The sequence below is a fragment of the Mesorhizobium sp. P2_F8 genome (genome assembly GCF_056403655.1).
The window spans coordinates 22,501-42,782 of the sequence record NZ_JBFUFB010000007.1; the positions used below are offsets into that span (position 1 = coordinate 22,501).

Below are 20,282 nucleotides of genomic sequence, written 5' to 3' on the forward strand. Positions count from 1 at the left end.
CGGATGCCGGCCGCTTTAATACGCAGCGCCGATCTCGGTATGCGGCGCAAAGAAACAGCGCGTGTCGCCCTTCCTGAAACGTCCCTGATCCAGGTTGAGAAATTCCGAGTGATAGATGCAGCGGTGATATTGCCAATCATGGCTATGTTGCACGCGACGAAGCGGGATGAACTCGCCAGTGGGAAGATAGATATAGCCGCCCGGCATTTCTCTGACTTCAGATTGCGGGATCGGTGCGCAGTCTGACCCTGCGCAGCAGTCGAAGCCAGTGACGGGATCCTTCTTCCCCGTATACCATTCGTGAGCCATGGCCTCAGTCGAAACGACGGCCAGGACCGGCACGAGAATCTTGACTGACCTGCGCATATGTCCCCGCGCGATCCAGCTTTGGCAGTCCGCGCCATCCAGACGCAAAAGAAATGGCCGGCGGGGTGCTTGGGGTTGTAAGCGAGCCGCACCGGCCATTGCGGGATTAGGTTTTCGGGTTGTCCCCGCACTGCCTAAGCTATAGGCATATTAGCGATAGCTCAACTGAGACTGAAGTCCTAACCCCTGCGTAGGAGACCGGTCCGGTCCCAAACCATTGAATGAAGGGCGCATCCTTGCCGGTGATGTCCTCGACCGTCTTCAATAGCGCTTCGTGGTGCGCTGGAGCGCCCGGCAATGGTCGCTGCCAGGCGATAGAAGCGGCTGGACGATGCTCTGGTGCAGCCGTTTCGCCTCCACCGGAAAGCGCTCGATTTCAGTCTCTGAAAGCTGCTCGTGAAGTATGGTCCTGGCCCGCCACCGTAAGGCAGCGGGCTTGATCGTTTGAACCATTCCGCAGTCTCAGCATTGAGGCTATATTGCGTGGCGGAGGCGAAGGGCGATGGATACGGTAACGTCTGCCATTATGGTGCTGTTGTCGTGCAGTCCCGACTTGATGCTATGCCGAGCGCCGGCCGCAAGGCCCATGATCTTTTCGACCACATCCCAATGCGAAGAAGCGCTGGCTGATCAGATATCGAGAGTTCCGCAAACTGGTCAAAAAACGGTCGGACGTTGCCAGGTGATCAGAGATGAGAATGATATCGCGAGATGGGGCGTCTCGCCGAATGGCGAGCTATTCTACGCCAGCGCCACAGACGTGATCGGGATAGTCGCTTCGACCGCAACCCCTGCCCCTGGAAAGAGCCGACCTGCCACAGTGCGCGTCACGCGTGGTAACGGTTCCGGGGCGGTGACAACGTCGTCGTATACCGTACTTAGCACCGGCTCAGAGTGAACCAGGGAAAAGCCCGCCACGTAAGGCGGAGCTCTCCGACACACAAGAAGTCACTGTGAGACATGGTCGACCAAGCGGGAACGGCGTATAATTCGCCAGCCGGCGAGCCCCAACCCCGCGCCGGTTAGGCCCGGTGGTCAAACCCCAGCCCCCCGCCCTTGGCCGCTGGGCCGCTAGTCGCCTCGCGAAGGAATGGCCGGTGCAGACGACGAGGGGTTGTAAGCGAGCACCGGCCATCGCGAGAAAGCCCCCGCTGGTGATAAGTCTATATTACATTAGCAATCACGCAATTGAGACTGAAGTCCTTGGCTTGCCGGCCCTAAAGACCCAAATCGTAATGAGCTAAGCGAGAGTTTCCAGTCGCGGTTGCTCAGCGCCTGCGGCAAGTGGCGGGCGTTCTTAGAGGACTAGGCTGCTATCAGGACGGCGATGCGATGCACCATCATCAAGGGCTTAGGAAGGTGCTCGGGATTGATGAGGAAAGCGACACCGACGGGGGCGCTTACGCCAAGGCTTCCGCGATCACACCATAGGCGTATGCATCTCGATTATATTAGCTTGTGCTTGTAGTACCTTTTCCGCCTGGGCCGGCGTCCTCCATCCCAACATCCTGCCCAACGGTGCGCCGGCGGAAAGTGAGGAAGCATGAGCAGCTTGGGCGTATGGGTCGTACTCGCTACGGCGACCATCGCGATCGTTTACCTGTTGTCATATGTTTCGATCAGAATGTAGGCCAGCAGCGGCCATCATCCTAAAGGTTGTATTCCGACAACTCTAGCGAGAGCGCTATGCTCACTTCTCGGCGTCGCTTCCCTCAAAGCGCCGCCGGTGAAGGCTCGGCGCCCTTTTTGGTTTGTTCAGTGTAAAAAACAGGGCGCCGGGCTGGCCGCACCGGCCAGCGGCTACGCTTAGGGCTTGCCGAATTCACGCGACTGTAGGCTGGACGCAAAAAGAAATGGCCGGTGCGAGGGTGCTTAGGTTGTGAGCGCACCGGCCATTGCGGCATAGGCCTTTTTTGTAGCCTGTCCCCGTCGATGGCACCTAAGGGCGCACCTCACAGACCGCCAGATCCACCCCCAGCCCAGGTGACTATCTGGGAAAGACCGGCGATGTCGCCATAGATCATCGAACCTTTGACGAGAAAACATTTGTCACCCAGGACTTCGAAGAGGTGGTTTGACGCGGTGCAAACCGGCAGGTCCACCTTGCGGCCCTTGGCATCGGCATGGCCGATGCTGATCGCGAGGATAGCGATAGCAATGAGAGTCGTATTGCTCATATTTAGCCCCCCTAGAGCTAGCAGGCCCCTTGGGCAGCAAAACCGGATTGCCGCCCTTTGCCTTGCCATCAAGTGGAGCAGCGGGATAAGTCGCGCCATCCCTCGATTGGATGACGCGGGCTCATCTATATTAGCTAGCGCTGATTGACGTCGCTGACCGCGAGGTTGGACATAGGCCGACGCGAGCCTCGCCATCGTCCACGCTGGCGCATATTAGCAACAGGCTGTACTATGCCTGCTGGAACTCTTTGAGGGAGGTTCCGATGCGAATGGTGCTCGTCGTCATCGCCTTGGCTGTCGCCTTCGTCATTTGGGATAGGCTGGCGAATGTCGGCCGGTACACGGCTGCCGTTGAACGCAGTTTCCGGGAGGCAACCGCCGATCTACCAAGCGGTTATGGCACCGGGATCACATTTGACGACCTCGCGAAGCGCTGAACTGTACGAGGATGCCCGCCGTAAGTTTCACTCGCCGGCCAAAGCATCGCTGCCTTTCGGTGCGTCGGGGCCTGATGCAACGAGCACCTCCACATAGCCGGCGTAGATCATGTCACTTTCACGTTGGCGATCGAAAGGTTCGCCGCGCAACGTGACCTTTCCATTCCTTAGATCCGTCTCACCTATGATGCTGAAATGAGGTTGTTCCTTGCTCTGGCGGTGGTTTCGGCCTTGGCTGGCTGCGCGCCCCAGCCTGATGACTCCAAAACCTATACGCTGTACCGAAGCTCCGCTGCCGCCGAAATGCGTATCCATGTGGCCACGTTCGATGCGACCGAGGCGGAGGCATACAACAGAGAGAATTGTCAACTTGCGGCCAGTCTGTTTCGGGCGCAACCCGGTGTCGTTGTTCGGTATTGGTGCGAGAAAGGGCGATACAGAGGGTAGCTCGGCCTCCCACCTCGACCTACTTCCAATGCATGTGCCGGCTATCCCAATCGCTAATTTGATCGAATGGGCCCGTTCTACTAGCGTGCCAACATTGGCGCTCGTAGCTCAATCTAGGACAGAGCGGGACCTTCCCGGGCAGATGCAGGTTCGAGCCCTGCCGAGTGCACCAAACCCGTTCGCTGGTGGGGCTGCGGGCCGAGTGCCTTGTCAACAAGATCAGTGCCGCCAATGCCCTCCCCACCCGGCGTCAGAGCGTTGGTTAAAGTCATTCCATTCCATGGATGTCCTGCACGATGCCATGAACTCGCCCTTGGGCGCAGCTTCGGCCATGTTCGTTGGCTCGACCGCTACGGCGGCGGCGGTTGAAGCAGCCGCCGCGGTTGAGAGCGGGCGGCCTTCGGCGGCTGCTCGAACAATGGTGTTCGGCATCGGATCTTCGCCAATTCAGTTTTAGTGTGAGGATCCAGCGCTTCCGCAAGGACAAGAATTCTGATATCACGGTTCTTATGCCAAAGCAAGAAACCGTGGTATCAAAGAAACGGCGGGGACCGGCCCCGACTGGAAAGGGCGTGCCAATCATGGTCCGCCTTCAACCGGACATGCTCGCGGGCGTCGATCAATTTGCTGCCGAGCATGATGTTTCGCGACCTGAGGCCGTCCGACTGATCATTCGTGACTGGTCGATCAGATACCAGGTACTGAAGGCAGAGTGAAACCCTGGACGACTTCCCGCGTGCCCAGCCGGGGTCGAGGTCATTGCCAAGAATGGCGGCGGCGGGGTGATGTTCAAGATGGGTGACGGGAAATAGGTAGCGGAGGCCAGGGTTAGTGGTCCGGCAGGTAATTCTTCGAAGATGGTGCGGGACGGTGCGCACGCAGATGGCCGCCGAATACGCGCGCTACGTGGCAGGGACCGGTGGCGACGAGCTTGGCGCCACCAAAGGCAATCTCGGTCACCAGATCACGCTGCGCGACCTCAGCGACGGCGTTACGGAGATATGCGCTCTGAGCTGGTGGACCGATATGGAAGCGGTAAAGGCCTATGCGGGCGATCAACCTGAGCGGGCCCACTACTATCCCAAGGACGATCAGTACCTGATCAACAAGCCGGAATTCGTCGAGCATCACGTCGTCGTCAGTGGCGACCTCCTCAGCCCGTAGCGATCTTACCAGGGTATCCCTGCCCAGTCAGGCTGGTCCTCCTCTCCTCGTAGGTACCTCACGCTCCGGAGAGACTTTTTCGCACGACGGCGTTTGGCAAAATCAGCCAGATCCCGCCACGTCGATAACAGCCTTGATCAGACCGGACTTCTGCTGCGCCCAGATCGCAATATCGCGAGGGCTGTTACGCAGAGTCGTACGATGCGTGACGAGTTCGTCGATTGGTATTTTTCCGGCGCGGATCGAAGCCATGACGTGCTGAAAGTCGGCGCGCGTCGCGTTGCGACTGCCGATCAGCATCATTTCCCGCTTGTGGAACTCTGGGTCGGAGAAGGTTATGTCGTCCTGCACGACGCTGACCATCACCATGACGCCGCCATGGGCAACATAGGCGAAGGCAGACCGCATCGAACGGCTGTTTCCCGTTGCATCGAAGACCACATCGAAACCTGTCCTGGCAGTTCGCTCCGCTATCGTCTCGACAATCGAACCCGTCGACCCGTTGATCACCAGAAAACCCTGCCTTGCGGCAAAAGCCAGCCGCTCGGCATCGACGTCCATGACGGTCACGCACTGCCGCGCTATGCGGGCAAAAAGCGCGGTACCGAGGCCGATTGGCCCTGCGCCGATAACCAAGGTGCGGCTGCCCGGCCCGGCCATGGATCTGCGGACCGCGTGCGCACCGATGGCCAGGAACTCGACCGCCGCCGCCTCGACCAATGACAGACCGGTCGCTGGAATGAGGTTCTGCGCCGGCACGAGAATCTGTTCGCTCATGGCACCGTCACGGTGCACGCCAAGCACCTCGATCGCGAGGCAGCAGTTCGGCTTGCCCTGGCGGCAGGCAGGACAATTGCCGCAGGCAAGATAGGGGTTGACGAYGACGTGTTGCCCGACCGCCATGTCCACGGGCCCATTGATTGCCGCAATTGTTCCCGAAACCTCATGGCCCATGACGCGTGGGTAGGCGAGGTACGGATGCTTGCCCTGGAAGATGTGGTAATCGGTTCCGCAGATGCCGACGTGGGCGACGTTGACCAGCACCCAGCCTTCCGGCGGAGCGCCTGGCGCTGCCTGTTCCTCGAACGCCAGCCTGCCGGGCTCGGCGCATCGGACGATCTTGATGGTGGCGTCCATAAGTGTAATTCCACCCCTTCGCTAACGGCATAATTCCTGGAGTGCGGAAACAGGAAGTGGTCCGGAGGTGCAATCCACCGGACCACTGGTGGATCACTCGAAGTCCTTGACGTTCTGCAGCGTCACGAGACCGGCGCCGGTGTCCACATTGGCCTCGACGGCTTCCCCGCGGATCGCCTTGACGACCGTGTCTATGCCAAGCTCACCCATTTTTGCTGGAAATTGCGCAACGCTGGCATCTTCCGCGCCCGACTTGATCGCTTCGATCTCACCGCAGCAGGCGTCGAAGCCGACCAGGATGATCTTGTCGTTGGCGATGCCCGCATTGCTGATCGATTTGACGGCGCCCGGGATTGGCGGGCCGCAGGCCGAGTAGATCGCCTTGAGATCGGGATTGGCGGTCAGGATGTCTTCGGTCACCGACGTGCCAAGTTCGAGCGTGCAATTGGTTGCACCCTTGCCGACGACATCGATCTTGACGTCGCCGAGGCCCTCCATCATGCCGGTCACCCGGTCGTCGAGTGCCGGCACTCCGGGAACGCCTTGCAGGATGCCGACCTTGTCGCCGCTCTTGAGCACGGTCTTGAGGTACTCTCCGGCGATCTTGCCGCCGTTGAGATTGTTGGTCGAGACCAGCGCTGTCTGGCCTTTCCAGTCCGGGATGCTGTTGTCGACGAGAACCACCTTGATGCCGGCGGCGACCGCCTTGTCGAGCGCCGGCGCAACGGTCGGATCGACCGGAGTGATCGCCAGACCCTTGACGCCTTGCGTGATCATGGACTCGATCAGCGCGATCTGCCCTTCGATGTCGGTAGCCGCCTGGCCCTGGCCGGTAACCAGCTCGATCTCGGGATGGGCGGCGGCGTATTTCTTGGCTGCATCCTCCATGGTCGAGTAGAACGGCACCGGGAATTTCGTAATCAGGCCGATCTTGATCTTGTCGGCGGCCGAAGCCGGCATCGCAAACGCAACGGCGATCGCCAGCCCGGTGAACAGTTTTCGGTTCATTGGCATTCCATTCCTCCCTTGGATTGAGGCGTCTTCCGGCGGAAGTCGCTTCAGGCATTTGCGGACCGGAACAGTCCCCAAATTTCGAGCGAGTCAGGCTCCAACGATCATGGAGACCAGCTCCTGCTTGTTGTCCTTGGTCGGCACCAGTTCGCCGACCTTGCGGCCCTGGCGAAGCACCACGGCGCGGTCGGCAAGCTCAGTGACGTGTTCCATGTTGTGGGTGATCAGGATGACGGCGTTGCCCTGGTCGCGCAGCGTCGCGACCAGGTTCAACACTTGCCGCGATTCACGCAGGCCAAGTGCGGCGGTCGGTTCGTCCAGGATCACAACCTTGCGGGCAAACACGGTCGACCGGGCCACGGCGATGGCTTGCCTTTGACCGCCCGACATCATGGCGACGACGGCGTCCAGCCTTGGCAACGTGACCTTCAGATTGGCAAGCAGAATGCGCGTTTCGGCATCCATCCTGCGCTGTTGGAGAAATCGCATGCCGCGAGGAAGCCATTCCGGCCAGGCCAACTCGCGACCGGCAAAGAAGTTCTGTCCCGGCGTCAGATTGTCGAAAAGCGCCAGATCCTGATAGACGGTCTCGATGCCGGCGAAGCGCGCGTCCGCAGGGGAGCGTATCTGCGTTGGCGCACCGTCCAGAAGGATCGCGCCGGCATCGAGTTGGTGCACCCCGCTGATGCATTTGGTCAACGTCGACTTGCCGGCGCCGTTGTCGCCGAGAAGCCCGAGGATCTCGCCGCGCCGGACCTCGATGCTGACATCGTCCAGCGCCACGACCGAGCCGAACCGCTTGGTTGCACCGCGCACCGCCAGGACGGGATGATCCGCGGTGGCTGTAGGATCGGCGCTGGCCGCAACGGCGCTCATGACTGCCTCCCGGCCTGCATGACCCGCACGCGCCCTTCGAGATAGTTGCGCAGCACGTCAGCCTCGACCGCGATGACGATGACCACGCCGATGACGATGAGCTGGAAGAAGACGTTGACGTTGAGCAGGTTGAGCGCGTTGCGGATGACGCCGATCATGATGGCGCCAATCAAGGCATGGCCAAGATGGCCGCGGCCGCCGAGAAAACTGGCACCGCCGATGATCACCGCCGCGATCGTATCCAGTTCCAGCAGATTGCCGAACAAGGGCGAACCGGCGTCGGTGCGGCCGGCAAGGATGACGGCACCGATGCCGGCGCACAGCCCCGAGATCACATAGACCGAAACCAGGACCCAGGACACAGGAATGCCCATGCGCACGGCAGCGTCGGGCCGGCCGCCGACGGCATAAATCCAGCGCCCCCAGACCATCGTCTTGGCCATGACGAAAAGCACCGCGGCAACGCCCGCAACCACAAAAACCGATCCAGGCAGACCCCAGACCGCCTCGCGGCCAAGCGCATCGATGGCATCCGGCATTCCAGGGATGGCGCGCCCGTCGGCCAGCTGGAGCGCCAACCCCTTGGCGATGCTCAATGTCGCCAGCGTGATGATGAACGGATGCGGCAACCGGCCGAAGACGTAGAAGAGCCCGTTGATGGTGCCGACCGCCGCCCCGCAGCCGACCATCACCGCGATCACCACGAAGGCGGGAGCGCCGGCATGAAAGCTGAGCGCGCCGACGACGGAAGCCAGTGCCAGGTTCGAGCCGACGGAGAGGTCGATCCCTCGTGTCAGAATGACCAGATGCTGGCCCATCGCCACCACCGAGATGACGGCGGTCTGGGCGAGGATGTTGCTAAGGTTGCGTCCAGTCAGGAAATAGGGGGACAGAAAACTGAGAACGACGATCAGCAACACCAGGATGACGACCGGACCGGCGCTCAGCAGGGCCAGGCCAAGCGCGAGTCCGGGAACGGCTTCTTGCTTCTTGGGTGCTGGCATTGCCGCGTCGCCGACAGTGGTGCCGGTGCCTCGCGTTTCAGGCAAAGTTCCCTCCCCGCCGCGGCCTGTGCAAGCCGCGTCGTCAAAAACTCATGCTGTATTTTAGTTCCCTCTTATCGATAAAAAACAACCCGCATGACTTGGTCAAGTTGTTTTTTATGGATAAAGTTCATGGTAGAAAGGACAAGGTCTTGCTCAGAGGAAGATCCGATGCGAACCGACACTGTCTACAAGAAGGCTTTCAATCGCGTCGCCAGTATGCTGCGCGACGGACAACTGACCGGAGAGCTCCCTTCCGAAAATGAGCTTCGACGGAAAATGGGAGTCAGCCGCACGACTGTCCGAAAGGTCTTGGGAGAACTTGCCCACCGCGACCTCATCGCCGAGCGCAGCGGTGTCAGGACGGCAGGCCGTGCGGTCGAGGATAGCGATTACTATCCCGACGCCGAAACCACCTCGCGGGCCAAGCATGTGGAACAGCAGTTCATGGAATGGATGCTGCGGGGTGACACCAGACCTGGTACCAGCATCAACGAACTGGAGCTTGCGCGTCAGTTCGGCGTCGCGACCAACGGAATTCGTGAGTTCCTGATACGCTTCAGCCGGTTTGGACTGCTCCAGAAGAGGCCGAATACAGGCTGGCTTTTCAAGGGCTTTACGGAAGATTTCGCACTTGAGCTGTTCGAGATCCGGGTGATGTTCGAGCTRCGCTCGGCGCATCTGTTTTCACGMCAGCCCGACACRTCTCCSCTGTGGGASAAGCTSGSCGYGCTCAARAKYKCGCATRCCGAMCTGCTGAAGCAGATTGAAMKCCGCTTTCACGACTTCTCCAGTCTCGACAACCGGTTCCACCGGCTCATAAACGAGGCTTCGCCGAACCGCTTCATCGACGATTTCTACGATATCATCAGCTTCATTTTCCACTACCACTATCAGTGGAACAAGCATGACGAAAAACAGCGTAACCAGGCGGCGATCCTGGAGCATCTCGCCTATATCGATGCGCTCGAAAGCCGCGATTCCGAGCGGATCGAGCGGGCCTGCCGAGCCCATATGGCTTCGGCAAGGGAAACATTGATGCGTTCGCTGATTGTATTCGATGGGATGGACACCAACGCCTAGCAAGACGTTCCGATCGCACAAGCGCCCTAGTTTATCCTGGTGCCGCTCTGGGCGTCGAACAGGTGCACCTTATGCATCATAATCTCCAAGTTCACCTCTTGATCAGGTTTGAACAGGGGCTGTTCCCGGATTTCGGCAATCAGATCGACGCCATTCGCATTTAAGGTAAGTTCCTGGGCCTCGCCGGTCGGTTCCACCACCTGAACCGTTGCCTTTGCGTGGGTGCCGCCGACCGTGATGTGCTGCGGGCGAATCCCGTATACCACCCCTTCCCTGTCACTGATCCGAGCGCCTTTGGCCAAGGGCAAGCGCAGGCCCTGCTCGGCGGCGAATGCGCCATTGTCAATTCGGCCCTTGATCAGGTTCATTTCCGGTGAGCCGATAAAGCTCGCAACGAAAAGGTTGGCAGGGTTCTCGTAGAGCTCGGAAGGGGTACCGATCTGCTCAACCTGGCCTCGGTTCAGCACCACTATCCGGTCGGCAAGCGTCATCGCCTCGGTCTGGTCGTGCGTGACGTAGATGCTGGTGCGCCCGAGCCGTTGGTGCAGCTTCTTGATCTCGGCACGCATCTTGACGCGCAACTTTGCATCGAGATTGCTGAGCGGCTCGTCAAACAGGAAGGCTGCCGGGTCGCGCACGATCGCGCGGCCCATGGCGACCCGCTGGCGCTGGCCGCCAGACAGCTGGCGCGGCATACGACGCAGCAGATCCTGCAAGCCGAGGATTTCGGCGGCTGCCTTCACTCTCGAGACGATCTCTTCCCTGGGGACCTTGGCCAGTCGAAGGGCGAAGCTCATATTGTCGGCCACGCTCATATGCGGATAGAGCGCATAGCTCTGGAACACCATCGCTATGTCGCGCGATTTCGCGGGCATCTCGTCGACGACGCGCCCGCCTATGCGGATCTCGCCCGTCGTCTGTTCTTCCAGGCCGGCGATCATACGCAGAAGAGTTGACTTGCCGCAGCCCGAGGGGCCGACGAGGACCACGAACTCGCCGCTGGCAATTTCAATGTTCACGTCGCGCAGAACTTCGACGGCGCCGAAGCTCTTGCCGAGCTGTTCTATCTGGATTGCAGACATCTATTTTCCTCCCGTGCAGGCCCGGCTCATTTTCGCTGAGCGTGCCGCCATGCGCGGTATTCGGTCTCGCCCTCCGGGCTCAACGGGTAGTATTTCCGCAAATCCCCTCCTTCGGCCAAGCGCGCGCGGGTAAATTCTTCCCACTCGACATGCTCGCCGGCAAGCGCGACCAGCTTGGGCGCAAGTGCGATCGGCACGACGACCACGCCGTCGTCGTCAGCCACTATGATGTCGCCGGGAATGACGAGCACATTCGCGCACGCGATGGGGACGTTGACGGCGAAGGGGACAATGTTGGTCTGGGCGTGGAAATTCGGCGTCGCCCCCTTTACCCAGATACCGATATCCAGGGCCGCGGCCTGGGCAGAATCGCGGATGCAGCCGTCGACGACCACCCCGGCCCCGCCGCGACCGGCGAAATAGGTGAGCATCATCTCGCCGAAGATGCCGCTGCCCAGATCGCCGCGCGCATCGACGACAACCATGTCGCCCGGCTGCGTGGGGTAGAGAACGTGACGGTGGAGCTGTCGCACCGGGTCCTCGTACTCTGTTTCGTTATAGAGATCTTCGCGCTTCGGCATGCATTGGAGCGTGAGAGCCGGGCCTGCCGCCGTGCGGCCGGGCCTCAAGGGCCGCGGGCCCCGGATGTGCGGATCACGAATTCCCATCTTATGATAGAGCTCACTGGCCAGTGTCGCCGAACCGATCGCTGCAAGCGCATCGACCAATTGCCTCGGTGGCCGGGAAATGTCTGATATGGCCGGTATTTGGTCCGCTTCCACTCGTCGTCCTCCCTTAGCGCAGCACCACTTTTATCCACCGCGCCGGTCTCACTTGCCTAACCAACTGTCATCGAAAGCATCGAGCGCATTGCTCCTTGCCCGCCGCTCAGCCACGGACCGCACCGGTGGTCAGGCCTTTGACCAACAGCCCTTGGGCAAACCAGACAAACACCAAAGTCGGGATGACCATGAGAACGCCGGCAGCTGACATGGCGCCCCAGTTGATGCCGAACTGCGAAACGAAATTGGTGAGCCCGACCGGCAGGGTCTGCGCGGACTTGCTCGACGTCAGGGTCAGTGCGAGCAGTAAATCGTTCCAGGTGAAAAGGAAGGTAATCACCGCACTGGCCCCGATGCCAGGCGCGATCAGCGGCGTGACAATCTGGACCAGCGTGCGCATCGTGCCGGCGCCGTCTGACTGGGCAGCTTCCTCGATCTCTCTCGGGACATCCTGGATGAAGCCCAGCAGAAGCCAGATGGCGACAGGCAGTTTGGCAGCCGTATGGGCGAGGATCAGCGCCCAGACCGAATCCAGGAGGCCGATTGCCGCGAACACGGCGAAGAGCGGGATGGCGAGCGCGATGACCGGGATCATCCGCATGATCAAGAGCAGGCCGAAGATCAGCATGACGCCCGGTATCCTGAAGCGCGACAGGGCATAGGCGCAGGGGATGGCCAGCAAATGGACCAAAATGACCGTCACGAACGATACGATGACGGTGTTCCAGACATAATCCATGGTGTCGTATTCGCGGAAAACCGACACGTATTGCGTCAACGTCGCGGTCACGGGAATGATGTGGACCGGCACGGAGAAGATGTCGGCCGAGCTGCGGATCGACGTCAGGAACAGCCACACCAACGGAAAAATGGTGAAGGCGATGGTCAGGATGAGAGCGAGGTAGCGTCCGGCAACGCCGGCTGTGAACCGGCGGCGGCGTCTTGGCTTGCGATGCGTGCTCACGGCCGCAGTATCCATCAGATGGCCCTCCGCTTTGCGATCAGCCACGGCACTCCGTAGAGCAGGCCGAGCACGACCAAGGACATCCCCAGAGCAATGTAGGAAACCGCCGCCGCGTGCCCGAAATCCACCGCCTGGAATGCCAGCAGGTAGGCGTAGACGGTAAGCAGGTTGGAAGCGCCCCCCGGCCCGCCCTGCGTCATCAGCCAGACGACGTCGAAGGTTCGGAACGTGTCTATGATACGCAGCATCAACGCGATCATGATGACCGGACGCATCAACGGCAGAACAATGTGCCAGAAGCGCTGCCACGGCCCGGCGCCGTCCACCGTCGCGGCTTCGAGCGGCTCCTGGGGCAAGGATTGCAGGCCGGCCAGGAACAGCAGCACCATCAGCGGCGTGTTCTGCCAGACATCGGCGATAATGACCGAGACAAGGGCCCAGGTCGGGTCACTGAGCCAGGGAATGCTGGGCAGGTTGAACATGCGCAGCAATGCATCAACAAGACCGTATTGCGTATTGAAAAGCCACCGAAAATTGAGGCCGACGACGGCGGGAGCGATCATCGGTGGCACCAACAGCAGCGTGCGGGCGAGCCGCATGCCCCGCAATTCTCCGTTGACCAGCACCGCGATCGCCATTCCAGCCACCACCTCGACCGTAATGGAGACGACGCTGAAGATGATCTGGTTTCGAAGGGCTTGGTTGAACTGCCGACCAAACAGCTCGTCTGTGTAGTTTCCTGTCCCGATGAACGGCGCGGAGCCGCTCAGGTCCCACCGGAAGAAACTCATGAGGAACGAGTACCCCAGGGGATAGACGAAGATGGCGAGCATGACGACGAACGCCGGGCCGGCCAGAAGGTACCCCTTCTGCCAGGTGTAGGGCAGCGGCGAACGCCGCCGACGCCCCGACACCCGGCCCTGCGGGATGGACGGCATCCTCAGTCGTAGGCTCCGGCCCGACGCATGGCGTCTTCCGCTTCCACGGCCGCCTGATTGAGCGAATCGCTTGGCGAAACCTGGTCGCTGAGCGCCTGTTCGATGGCCGAGAACATCAAGGTGCAGACTTTTGAGAAGCCAGGCAGCTTGGGCCATTCCTTGCCGTTCGCGATCGTCGTCTCTAACTGCTGCAGCCATGCGGCCTGCGGGCCTTTCGCCGCCGCGATCACCTCCTTGGCGATCGCCTGACTGCTGGGGAAGTTGGTGAACCCGTCGAACTGCAGGCGCTGCGCCTCAGGGCCGACCGTATACTTGATGAACTCGACCGCGGGATCCTTGCGCCCCGACTGGCCGTTGAGGGCCATGGCGTGCGAGATGGCGCAGGAAATTGCCGCTTTGTCCCGCACATAGGGCGCGCTCGACCACTTGCCGACAACGCGGGAGGTGTCCGGATTGGAGAGAGTGGCGAAAGCGCCCGGCCAGTCAAAATTGGCGTAGACCGTTCCAGACGAGAATTCAGTCGAATTTTCGTTCCACTGATAGCCGACGGCATCCGGGGGGACGATTTTGTGTTTCTGGACGAGGTCACGGTAGAATGTGAGGGCCTTGATCCCGGCTTCGGAATTGAAGGCAGGTTTGTTGGCCTGATCGACCCAATCCCCGCCGGCCTGCCACAGGAGATCGCTGAAGGTACGCTGGGCCGGATCGCCCTGCCCCGGGACAACCAACCCGTAATGGCCATTGCCGGTGAGTTTCAGGCCGACGTCGACGAGTTCTTCCCAGGTCTCGGCCGGCTTCAGGCCTTTCTCCTGGTAGATGTCGCTGCGGTAATATTGAACGCGCGCATCCATGTTGCGCGGAATAGCCGCCAGATTGCCGTTTTTGGGATCGCGCAGATATTTGACCGCGACCGGATAGAAATCCGCCAATTCGGACTCGCTGAAATAGCTGTTCAGCGGCGCAAAATGGCTGAAGTAGGAGTCAATCTGCGCCGTGTGGGTGCTGTAGACGTCATATTGGCTCGATCGCGCGGCGCTCAACGTGACGACCTTCGATGTCAGCGGCGTGAATTCCAGCAGATCATAGCGGACCTTGACGCCGGTCTTCGCCGTGAAATCCTGGACAATCTTCTCCCAATATTTGGGATAGAGCGGGCCGCCCGTGATCAGCAGCGCCGTAATCTCGTTGGCCTGCGCCCTGGCGATCCATGGCGCGGCGAGCGATCCTGCCGCCACCGTGGCGCCAGCCACCAGGAATTTGCGTCTCGATAAGTTTCCGGACATCACAATTTCCTCCTTGATCATGATTGGTCGGCCCTTTGGGTCGAGCGACGACGTTCAGCATTCCCGTCAAAGTCCGCGGCGGCTTGCTCCTCCCGCCAGGGAACTGTCTGGATCACTCCCGTGCAGACACCACCTTTGCCCTGCAGTGGGCTTATGGCCCTCGCCGGCTTCTGGCGGAGATTCTGTCATTCTCTTGTCGGTCTTCCGGTGTTCCGTTTGTTCCGGCGCGCTTTGCTACGCGCATACATTTCTCCTCACGGAAACCAGGCGACCCTTGCGAGCCCGCTGGACGATTGAGCAACGATGACCGCCGCGTTCAGCGACAGTATATCGATCCTCATCTCGGGTGGCGAACGCCGGGGTTGGAAATCTCCAACGTCCAATCCTCCCTTCCCGCGGCACGAGTTATAGGCTAGTGAGCATTTTTATGAGATAGTTGACTGCATATCTAGCCATCTGCCTATAAGCTTATCAGACAAGTGGATGTTAATGATGGATGCCATGGAGGTCAAGCTTCAAACTTTGCCCAAGCAGGTGGCAGGCGTGCTCGCGCGTCGCATCGCCACCGACGGTGTTTCCGGGGGCCAAGGACCGTCGGAGCAACAGATCCTGCAAGAATTCGGGGTATCGCGCGCCGTGGCGCGCGAAGCGTTGAAGATTCTGGCTTCCCTCGACATGATCGAGATCGCACAGGGACGGCGCGTGGTGCTGCGTCCGGCCGAGGAATGGGACTATCTCAGTCCATTGCTCATCGACTGGCTGCMGCCCGAGCAGATCCGGCAACTGCTGGCGGAAGCACACGCGACGCGAATTATCATCGAACCTGCCATCGCCGCCATCGCTGCCAAGCATATGACGAAGGAAAACCTTGAGCGTCTTGGCATACTGCTGGCAGCCATGTCCGCGACCGAGGACAATCCGGATGCCTATCTGAAGCTAGACCTCGACTTCCACATGGAGATTTGCCGGTCTACCCAAAACAGGATCCTCGACCGCTTCATGTACTCGTCGCGATGGTGGCAGGCGGCGAGCCGGCGCGTCAGCAATCTGATGCCTCATGCCCTGTCCTTCGCGACGGAAGATCACAGGGCAATCTATGAGGCACTCGTTGCGCGCGACGCAAAACGTGCGGAAGAAGCAATGCGCCGGCACCTGAAGGCAACCACCGCCGTCGGGTTACCGTATAAGGATTAGCCGTTTGACCATCCCTCGTGCGGCGCGGCCAGCAAACGCACTGGCCGCGCCGTGGCGTGTTGGGAGGACACGGCCGGATTCAATGCATGTCGCCCAGAACTGGCCCCGGTCTTGGGGCAACGACATGCAAAAGCGCATCGCCTGAATCCTTTCAACGCGGCGCTTTAAGCCCTTTTCGCTTCCCGCTCCTGGCGCTGCCGGGCGCGAAAACCAAACATATCGCCCTTGTCCTTGATTTCCGCCCAGATAGGCGTGGTATGCTTGTCGACGGCGGCGATGTCCGCGTCGGAAATCGTCCAGCCTACGCTCTCGATGTTTTCCTCAAGTTCCCTGACAGTACGCGCGCCGACCAGCGGCGAACTCACGCCTGGCCTGCTGGTAAGCCACTGGATCGCAAGCTGTGGCACCGTCTTGCCGTAGTTGGCCGCAATCGGCTTGAGGGCGTCGACAGCGGCGACGGCTCGCTCGTAGGTGCCCGGCTGGAACAGCACGGTGGTGCGCCGCTCGTCTCCCTCGACGAACTTGGTATCCGGTGAGAGCAGGCCGGTAAGCAGCCCCTGGGCAAGACCACTGTAGGGCATGACGCCGATATTGTGCTTGCGGCAATAGGGCAGAGTTTCCGCCTCAACCTCGCGCCACAGCATGTTGTAGGGAGGCTGGAGCACGTCGATGACGCCATACTGGCGTGCGCTGTTCATATCAGCTGTGCTGAAATTGGAAACGCCGACCGCCTTGATCCGCCCGGATGACCGCAGCTGTTCCATCATTTCCATGGTCGGGCCAATCGGGAAGTCTGCGTTCGGCCAGTGGACGAAATAGATGTCCACATAGTCCGTCTGCATCCGTCTCAGCGAGCCGTCGAGCGCCGCCTCGAGCGCCGCGGGTTCGAGATGGTTCGGGGCAACCTTGGTCGCGATCACCGCCTTTTCCCGGTTGCCGGCGAGCGCCTTGCCGACAACCTGCTCGGCATGGCCATGCCCATAGGCTTCGGCCGTGTCGATCAAGGTAATGCCGAGTTCCATGGCGCGTTGAATCACCCGTATCGATTCCTTGTCATTGGCCGCGCCCCAGAACGCGCCCGACATACCCCAGGTACCCAGGCCAATCTCGGATACCTTGACCGACGACGATCCTAACTGTCGCTGTTGCATTTGCTCCTCCTGATCGGCGGCATGCCCGGCTTGGCACGCCGCCCAGTTTGCCACGACATTTATAGACTTATATGCTCGTCTGACAAGTAAATCGTGACCTGCCCCTTATTTTTGATCGGAGATAGAAATTCCACCATCCGGGCCGTTAAACCGTCCTGCGCCGGCGTAACTGCCAAAAACACATTCGGCAAAACGGTCGGAAAAGGGGGTTTACGTTTCATCTTCTCTTCTTATATGCTCATCGGACAAGTTGAGGCCTTACCCGCAAGGTGAGTGCACAGGTATGGGGTGAGCCACCCCGGGAGGAGCTTCGATGAAGATCGTGGACATTAAGACGGCGGTCGTCGCCTATCACGGCAAGGCGACCCTGATCCGTATCGATACCGACGCCGGTATCTCCGGCTATGGCGAGGCAAATCCCGACGCGGGCGCGGCCGCGATCGTCGGACTTATTTCAGAATTGAAGTCGGAACTCATTGGTCAGGATCCCCGCAACGTCGAATATTGCTGGGACAAGATCCGTCGCGACCATGTCTTTTCCGGTGCGCAGGCCGGCGTCTTTCTCATCGCGCTGACCGGGCTTGAAATGGCGCTGTGGGACGTGGCGGCGAAGGCGGCGGGGCAGCCGCTCTATCGCATGTTTGGCGGCAAATTCCGCGACCGGATAAGGCTTTATGCCGATTGCGGCCACGGCGATGACGAAGCGGGATCGCCGCAGGGGTGCGCAACGCGCGCCCGCCGCATAGTGGCCGAGGGCTTCACGGCGGTGAAATTCGACATCGACAACGTGCGCCATCCGGCAAAGTTCGATGCGGTGAACCACACCATCAACGGCGCCGAGCTCCGCTCAATGGTGGAGCGCGTTGCGGCGGTGCGCGACGCGATCGGTCCTGACGTCGATCTCTGCATCGACCTGCACGCGCGCTACGACGTACTCAGCGCCAGCCGCATAGCGTCGGAGATGGAGCGGTTCAACCTTCTGTGGCTGGAAGAGCCAATTCCGGCTGAGAACGTCGAGGCGCTGAAACAGATCCGCATGCGAACCAAGACGCCAATCTGCGTCGGCGAAAATCTCTACCTGCGCTGGGGTTTCCGGGAATTGTTCCAGAATTACGGCGCCGACGTCATCATGCCCGATGTGCCGAAATGCGGCGGCCTTGCCGAAAGCCGCAAGATCGCAAATCTCGCTGAAATGTATTACGTGCCATTCGCACCCCATCTTGTGTCGACACCGCTGGGCACGATGGCGACATGCCATGTGTGCGCGAGCGTTCCGAACTTCCTCGTGCTGGAGTGGCATGCCCTCGAAGAGCGGGAAGCGTGGGATGGTTATGTGCGCCTGCCGGATGGCGCCAAGTCGATCGTCGAGGATGGCCACATCGTCATACCCGACACGCCCGGCATCGGTGTCGAGCTCAACATGGACGGCGTGCACAAATGCGCCGTGCCTGGCTTCGGCATCTTTGAATAGGCGCTGACCGGACAACATGCGGCTAAGCGGAAGTGCGTTTTGGCCACGTTTCTGCCGCTCGACGAAATGAGGTCCGTTGGGAGGAAACCATGGGCAAGCGGATCGTTTTCACCGGTGGCAGCGGCAAGATCGGCCGCCACGTCATACCCTATCTGCTCGAACGTGGGCATCAGGTTCTGAACCTCGACCTGACGCCTCTCGATGTCCCTGGGGTGGAGACTGTCATCACCAACCTTGCGGATGCCGGCGAGACCTATAATGCGCTGACGCTGCATTTTGGGTTCAACGAATATTTCGGCGGAAAGGGCCGCGGCCCGGTCGACGCCGTGGTCCATTTCGCGGCGATCCCGCGGATATTCCTGCGGCCGGACAACGCCATGTTCGCCGCCAATGTGCAGTCGACCTACAATGTGATCGAGGCCGCCACCAAACTCGGCATTCGCAAGATCGTCACAGCTTCCAGCGAAACGGTCTATGGCGTGTGCTTTGCCGAAGGCGAACGCGACTTCACATCGTTTCCGGTGGAAGAGGACTACGACACCGATCCGACCGACAGCTATGGCCTTTCAAAAGTCCTGGGCGAGAAGATCGCGCGCTCCTTCGCTACCCGCACAGGGAGCGATATCTACGCTCTGAGGATCGGCGGCGTTGTCGAACCGCAGGACTACGCCCGGTTTCCGGAGTTCCTGGCCGAACCCTCAAAGCGGCGGCGCGACGGCTGGACCTATATGGACGCGCGCGACCTGGGCCAGATCGTGCATTTGTGCATCGAGAAGGACGGTTTGGGGTTCCAGGTATTCAACGCCGTCAACGACAACATCGTCTCGGACACACCAACGGCAGAGTTTCTCAAGAAGCACGCGCCCGACACGCCGATTACGCGCTCCATGGGCGTGTTCGAGGGGCCAATCTCAAATCGAAAGCTGCGCGAGGTCCTGGGGTTCAGACAGGAACATGATTGGCGAACGCGCCCGGCGGGTTCATGACGGCCCACGACGTGGCCCATCGAGGGAACCGACGCATCCCCTGAGGAATGCGTCGGGCCAGGCTCACGTGTGGCGTATTTCCGTTCCCAGCACCTTCAGGCATTCGCGGATGAAGGCTGCAAGCGCCGTCCAACCTTTGGCCGAAACCATCGTCCCATCCACATAGGCATCGGTCGGAGAGAGATCGATGTAGGTGCCGCCAGCAAGCGTCACCTCCGGCTCGCAAGCCCCTAGCGCGCCGACCTTCTTGCCGCGGACGACGCCGTCCACGGCAACCAGGATCTGGACGCCGTGGCAGATCGTAAATATCGGCTTCTTCGCCTCGTGGAAGTGGCGCACCATCGCCTGCACGCGCTTGTCGGTGCGGATGTATTCCGGTCCGCGCCCGCCGGCGCAGTAGACCGCATGATACTGATCAAGCTGCTTCTCGGCCTCGGAAAAAGTCTTGTTGATCAGTGCATTGTGACCGGGTTTTTCCGTGTAGGTCTGGTCGCCTTCGAAGTCGTGCAGCGACGTTTTGATCAAGTCGCCGGCGTTTTTGTCGGGGCAGACGACATGGACAGTGTGGCCGACGGCCTCCATCGCCTGCTGGTAGACGAAGATTTCATATTCCTCGGTGAACTCACCTGTCAGCATCAGGATTTTTTTGCCTGGCATGGCTCTTTCCTCTCGGTGTTTGTGATGGGCAAG

General features: G+C 60.3%; 21 protein-coding genes and 1 tRNA gene. 8 read left to right on the forward strand and 14 right to left on the reverse strand.

What is annotated here, in order from left to right; translation table 11 throughout:
• Window positions 1-15: 15 nt before the first annotated feature.
• Both AC1DZP_RS18090 and AC1DZP_RS18095 read right to left on the reverse strand, forming a co-directional pair.
• Window positions 16-366: a hypothetical protein gene (locus AC1DZP_RS18090; RefSeq protein WP_477304250.1), complete on the reverse strand. Its 351-nt coding sequence runs from the start codon at window positions 364-366 to the stop codon at window positions 16-18.
• 1,952 nt (window positions 367-2,318) lie between these two features.
• A complete protein-coding gene (locus AC1DZP_RS18095) occupies window positions 2,319-2,543 on the reverse strand; it encodes a hypothetical protein (RefSeq protein WP_095087600.1) in 225 nt (74 codons plus the stop codon).
• A 269-nt stretch (window positions 2,544-2,812) separates the two neighbouring features.
• Here AC1DZP_RS18095 and AC1DZP_RS18100 point away from each other — a divergent pair, with 269 nt between their 5' ends.
• Window positions 2,813-2,980 carry a hypothetical protein gene (locus AC1DZP_RS18100; protein WP_477304252.1) on the forward strand — a complete coding sequence of 56 codons (168 nt, stop codon included), beginning with the start codon at window positions 2,813-2,815 and terminating at the stop codon, window positions 2,978-2,980.
• A 27-nt stretch (window positions 2,981-3,007) separates the two neighbouring features.
• On the opposite strand, the gene AC1DZP_RS18105 is transcribed toward AC1DZP_RS18100, so the two are convergent.
• Entirely contained in the window at window positions 3,008-3,295 is a 288-nt protein-coding gene (locus AC1DZP_RS18105) for a hypothetical protein (protein ID WP_477304254.1), read from the reverse strand.
• Window positions 3,296-3,524: 229 nt separating this feature from the next.
• Here AC1DZP_RS18105 and AC1DZP_RS18110 point away from each other — a divergent pair.
• The 3 genes from AC1DZP_RS18110 to AC1DZP_RS18120 all read left to right on the forward strand — a co-directional run bounded on the left by AC1DZP_RS18110 (window position 3,525) and on the right by AC1DZP_RS18120 (window position 4,591).
• Window positions 3,525-3,599, forward strand: a tRNA-Gly gene (locus tag AC1DZP_RS18110).
• Between the two features lie 193 nt (window positions 3,600-3,792).
• Window positions 3,793-4,143 (forward strand): ribbon-helix-helix domain-containing protein, encoded by a 351-nt coding sequence (locus AC1DZP_RS18115; RefSeq protein ID WP_477304256.1) that lies wholly within the window; start codon window positions 3,793-3,795, stop codon window positions 4,141-4,143.
• Window positions 4,144-4,297: 154 nt separating this feature from the next.
• Entirely contained in the window at window positions 4,298-4,591 is a 294-nt protein-coding gene (locus AC1DZP_RS18120; RefSeq protein ID WP_477304258.1) for a hypothetical protein, read from the forward strand.
• A gap of 102 nt (window positions 4,592-4,693) precedes the next feature.
• Here AC1DZP_RS18120 and AC1DZP_RS18125 read toward each other — a convergent pair whose 3' ends face one another.
• From AC1DZP_RS18125 to AC1DZP_RS18140, 4 genes are all read right to left on the reverse strand, one after another.
• Window positions 4,694-5,716, reverse strand: coding sequence for a zinc-binding alcohol dehydrogenase family protein (locus tag AC1DZP_RS18125; RefSeq protein ID WP_477304816.1), 1,023 nt, complete (start codon window positions 5,714-5,716; stop codon window positions 4,694-4,696).
• A 105-nt stretch (window positions 5,717-5,821) separates the two neighbouring features.
• Window positions 5,822-6,736, reverse strand: coding sequence for a sugar ABC transporter substrate-binding protein (locus AC1DZP_RS18130; protein WP_457154369.1), 915 nt, complete (start codon window positions 6,734-6,736; stop codon window positions 5,822-5,824).
• Between the two features lie 93 nt (window positions 6,737-6,829).
• Window positions 6,830-7,615, reverse strand: coding sequence for an ATP-binding cassette domain-containing protein (locus AC1DZP_RS18135; protein WP_477304260.1), 786 nt, complete (start codon window positions 7,613-7,615; stop codon window positions 6,830-6,832).
• A complete protein-coding gene (locus AC1DZP_RS18140; RefSeq protein ID WP_477304262.1) occupies window positions 7,612-8,664 on the reverse strand; it encodes an ABC transporter permease in 1,053 nt (350 codons plus the stop codon). Before AC1DZP_RS18140 ends, AC1DZP_RS18135 begins: the two co-directional genes overlap by 4 nt.
• A 165-nt stretch (window positions 8,665-8,829) precedes the next feature.
• Here AC1DZP_RS18140 and AC1DZP_RS18145 point away from each other — a divergent pair, with 165 nt between their 5' ends.
• A complete protein-coding gene (locus AC1DZP_RS18145) occupies window positions 8,830-9,741 on the forward strand; it encodes a GntR family transcriptional regulator (protein ID WP_477304818.1) in 912 nt (303 codons plus the stop codon).
• Between the two features lie 26 nt (window positions 9,742-9,767).
• Here AC1DZP_RS18145 and AC1DZP_RS18150 read toward each other — a convergent pair whose 3' ends face one another.
• The 5 genes from AC1DZP_RS18150 to AC1DZP_RS18170 form a co-directional block, all read right to left on the reverse strand.
• Complete coding sequence (locus AC1DZP_RS18150) at window positions 9,768-10,823, reverse strand: ABC transporter ATP-binding protein (protein WP_477304264.1); 1,056 nt, start codon at window positions 10,821-10,823, stop codon at window positions 9,768-9,770.
• A 26-nt stretch (window positions 10,824-10,849) separates the two neighbouring features.
• Entirely contained in the window at window positions 10,850-11,590 is a 741-nt protein-coding gene (locus tag AC1DZP_RS18155) for an RraA family protein (protein WP_477304820.1), read from the reverse strand.
• A gap of 121 nt (window positions 11,591-11,711) precedes the next feature.
• Window positions 11,712-12,584 carry a carbohydrate ABC transporter permease gene (locus tag AC1DZP_RS18160; protein ID WP_477304266.1) on the reverse strand — a complete coding sequence of 291 codons (873 nt, stop codon included), beginning with the start codon at window positions 12,582-12,584 and terminating at the stop codon, window positions 11,712-11,714.
• Window positions 12,584-13,507, reverse strand: coding sequence for a carbohydrate ABC transporter permease (locus tag AC1DZP_RS18165; protein ID WP_477304268.1), 924 nt, complete (start codon window positions 13,505-13,507; stop codon window positions 12,584-12,586). The genes AC1DZP_RS18160 and AC1DZP_RS18165 overlap by 1 nt, the downstream gene beginning before the upstream one ends.
• A gap of 2 nt (window positions 13,508-13,509) precedes the next feature.
• Window positions 13,510-14,790 (reverse strand): ABC transporter substrate-binding protein, encoded by a 1,281-nt coding sequence (locus tag AC1DZP_RS18170; RefSeq protein ID WP_477304270.1) that lies wholly within the window; start codon window positions 14,788-14,790, stop codon window positions 13,510-13,512.
• Between the two features lie 492 nt (window positions 14,791-15,282).
• Here AC1DZP_RS18170 and AC1DZP_RS18175 point away from each other — a divergent pair, with 492 nt between their 5' ends.
• Complete coding sequence (locus AC1DZP_RS18175; protein WP_477304272.1) at window positions 15,283-15,984, forward strand: FadR/GntR family transcriptional regulator; 702 nt, start codon at window positions 15,283-15,285, stop codon at window positions 15,982-15,984.
• 164 nt (window positions 15,985-16,148) lie between these two features.
• Here AC1DZP_RS18175 and AC1DZP_RS18180 read toward each other — a convergent pair whose 3' ends face one another.
• Window positions 16,149-17,189, reverse strand: a complete 1,041-nt coding sequence (locus AC1DZP_RS18180) for an aldo/keto reductase (RefSeq protein ID WP_477304274.1) — start codon at window positions 17,187-17,189, stop codon at window positions 16,149-16,151.
• A 259-nt stretch (window positions 17,190-17,448) separates the two neighbouring features.
• On the opposite strand from AC1DZP_RS18180, the gene AC1DZP_RS18185 reads away from it, so the two are divergent.
• Complete coding sequence (locus AC1DZP_RS18185; protein WP_477304276.1) at window positions 17,449-18,606, forward strand: mandelate racemase/muconate lactonizing enzyme family protein; 1,158 nt, start codon at window positions 17,449-17,451, stop codon at window positions 18,604-18,606.
• 89 nt (window positions 18,607-18,695) lie between these two features.
• The gene (locus AC1DZP_RS18190) at window positions 18,696-19,592 is read left to right on the forward strand and encodes an NAD-dependent epimerase/dehydratase family protein (RefSeq protein ID WP_477304278.1); all 897 of its coding nucleotides are present in this window, start codon (window positions 18,696-18,698) and stop codon (window positions 19,590-19,592) included.
• A gap of 63 nt (window positions 19,593-19,655) precedes the next feature.
• Here the strand turns inward: AC1DZP_RS18190 and AC1DZP_RS18195 are convergent, their stop codons facing one another.
• Entirely contained in the window at window positions 19,656-20,249 is a 594-nt protein-coding gene (locus AC1DZP_RS18195; RefSeq protein ID WP_457154763.1) for a DJ-1/PfpI family protein, read from the reverse strand.
• Window positions 20,250-20,282: the final 33 nt, after the last annotated feature.

Bases quoted from the DNA above. Each gene is read 5' to 3' on its own strand.
- AC1DZP_RS18165 (WP_477304268.1), bottom strand. From the start codon at position 13,507: ATGCCGTCCATCCCGCAGGGCCGGGTGTCGGGGCGTCGGCGGCGTTCG.
- AC1DZP_RS18150 (WP_477304264.1), bottom strand. From the start codon at position 10,823: ATGTCTGCAATCCAGATAGAACAGCTCGGCAAGAGCTTCGGCGCCGTC.
- AC1DZP_RS18100 (WP_477304252.1), top strand. From the start codon at position 2,813: ATGGTGCTCGTCGTCATCGCCTTGGCTGTCGCCTTCGTCATTTGGGAT.
- AC1DZP_RS18135 (WP_477304260.1), bottom strand. From the start codon at position 7,615: ATGAGCGCCGTTGCGGCCAGCGCCGATCCTACAGCCACCGCGGATCAT.
- AC1DZP_RS18170 (WP_477304270.1), bottom strand. From the start codon at position 14,790: ATGTCCGGAAACTTATCGAGACGCAAATTCCTGGTGGCTGGCGCCACG.
- AC1DZP_RS18090 (WP_477304250.1), bottom strand. From the start codon at position 366: ATGCGCAGGTCAGTCAAGATTCTCGTGCCGGTCCTGGCCGTCGTTTCG.
- AC1DZP_RS18105 (WP_477304254.1), bottom strand. From the start codon at position 3,295: ATGGATACGCATTTCGGCGGCAGCGGAGCTTCGGTACAGCGTATAGGT.
- AC1DZP_RS18195 (WP_457154763.1), bottom strand. From the start codon at position 20,249: ATGCCAGGCAAAAAAATCCTGATGCTGACAGGTGAGTTCACCGAGGAA.
- AC1DZP_RS18095 (WP_095087600.1), bottom strand. From the start codon at position 2,543: ATGAGCAATACGACTCTCATTGCTATCGCTATCCTCGCGATCAGCATC.
- AC1DZP_RS18130 (WP_457154369.1), bottom strand. From the start codon at position 6,736: ATGAACCGAAAACTGTTCACCGGGCTGGCGATCGCCGTTGCGTTTGCG.
- AC1DZP_RS18160 (WP_477304266.1), bottom strand. From the start codon at position 12,584: ATGGATACTGCGGCCGTGAGCACGCATCGCAAGCCAAGACGCCGCCGC.
- AC1DZP_RS18190 (WP_477304278.1), top strand. From the start codon at position 18,696: ATGGGCAAGCGGATCGTTTTCACCGGTGGCAGCGGCAAGATCGGCCGC.
- AC1DZP_RS18185 (WP_477304276.1), top strand. From the start codon at position 17,449: ATGAAGATCGTGGACATTAAGACGGCGGTCGTCGCCTATCACGGCAAG.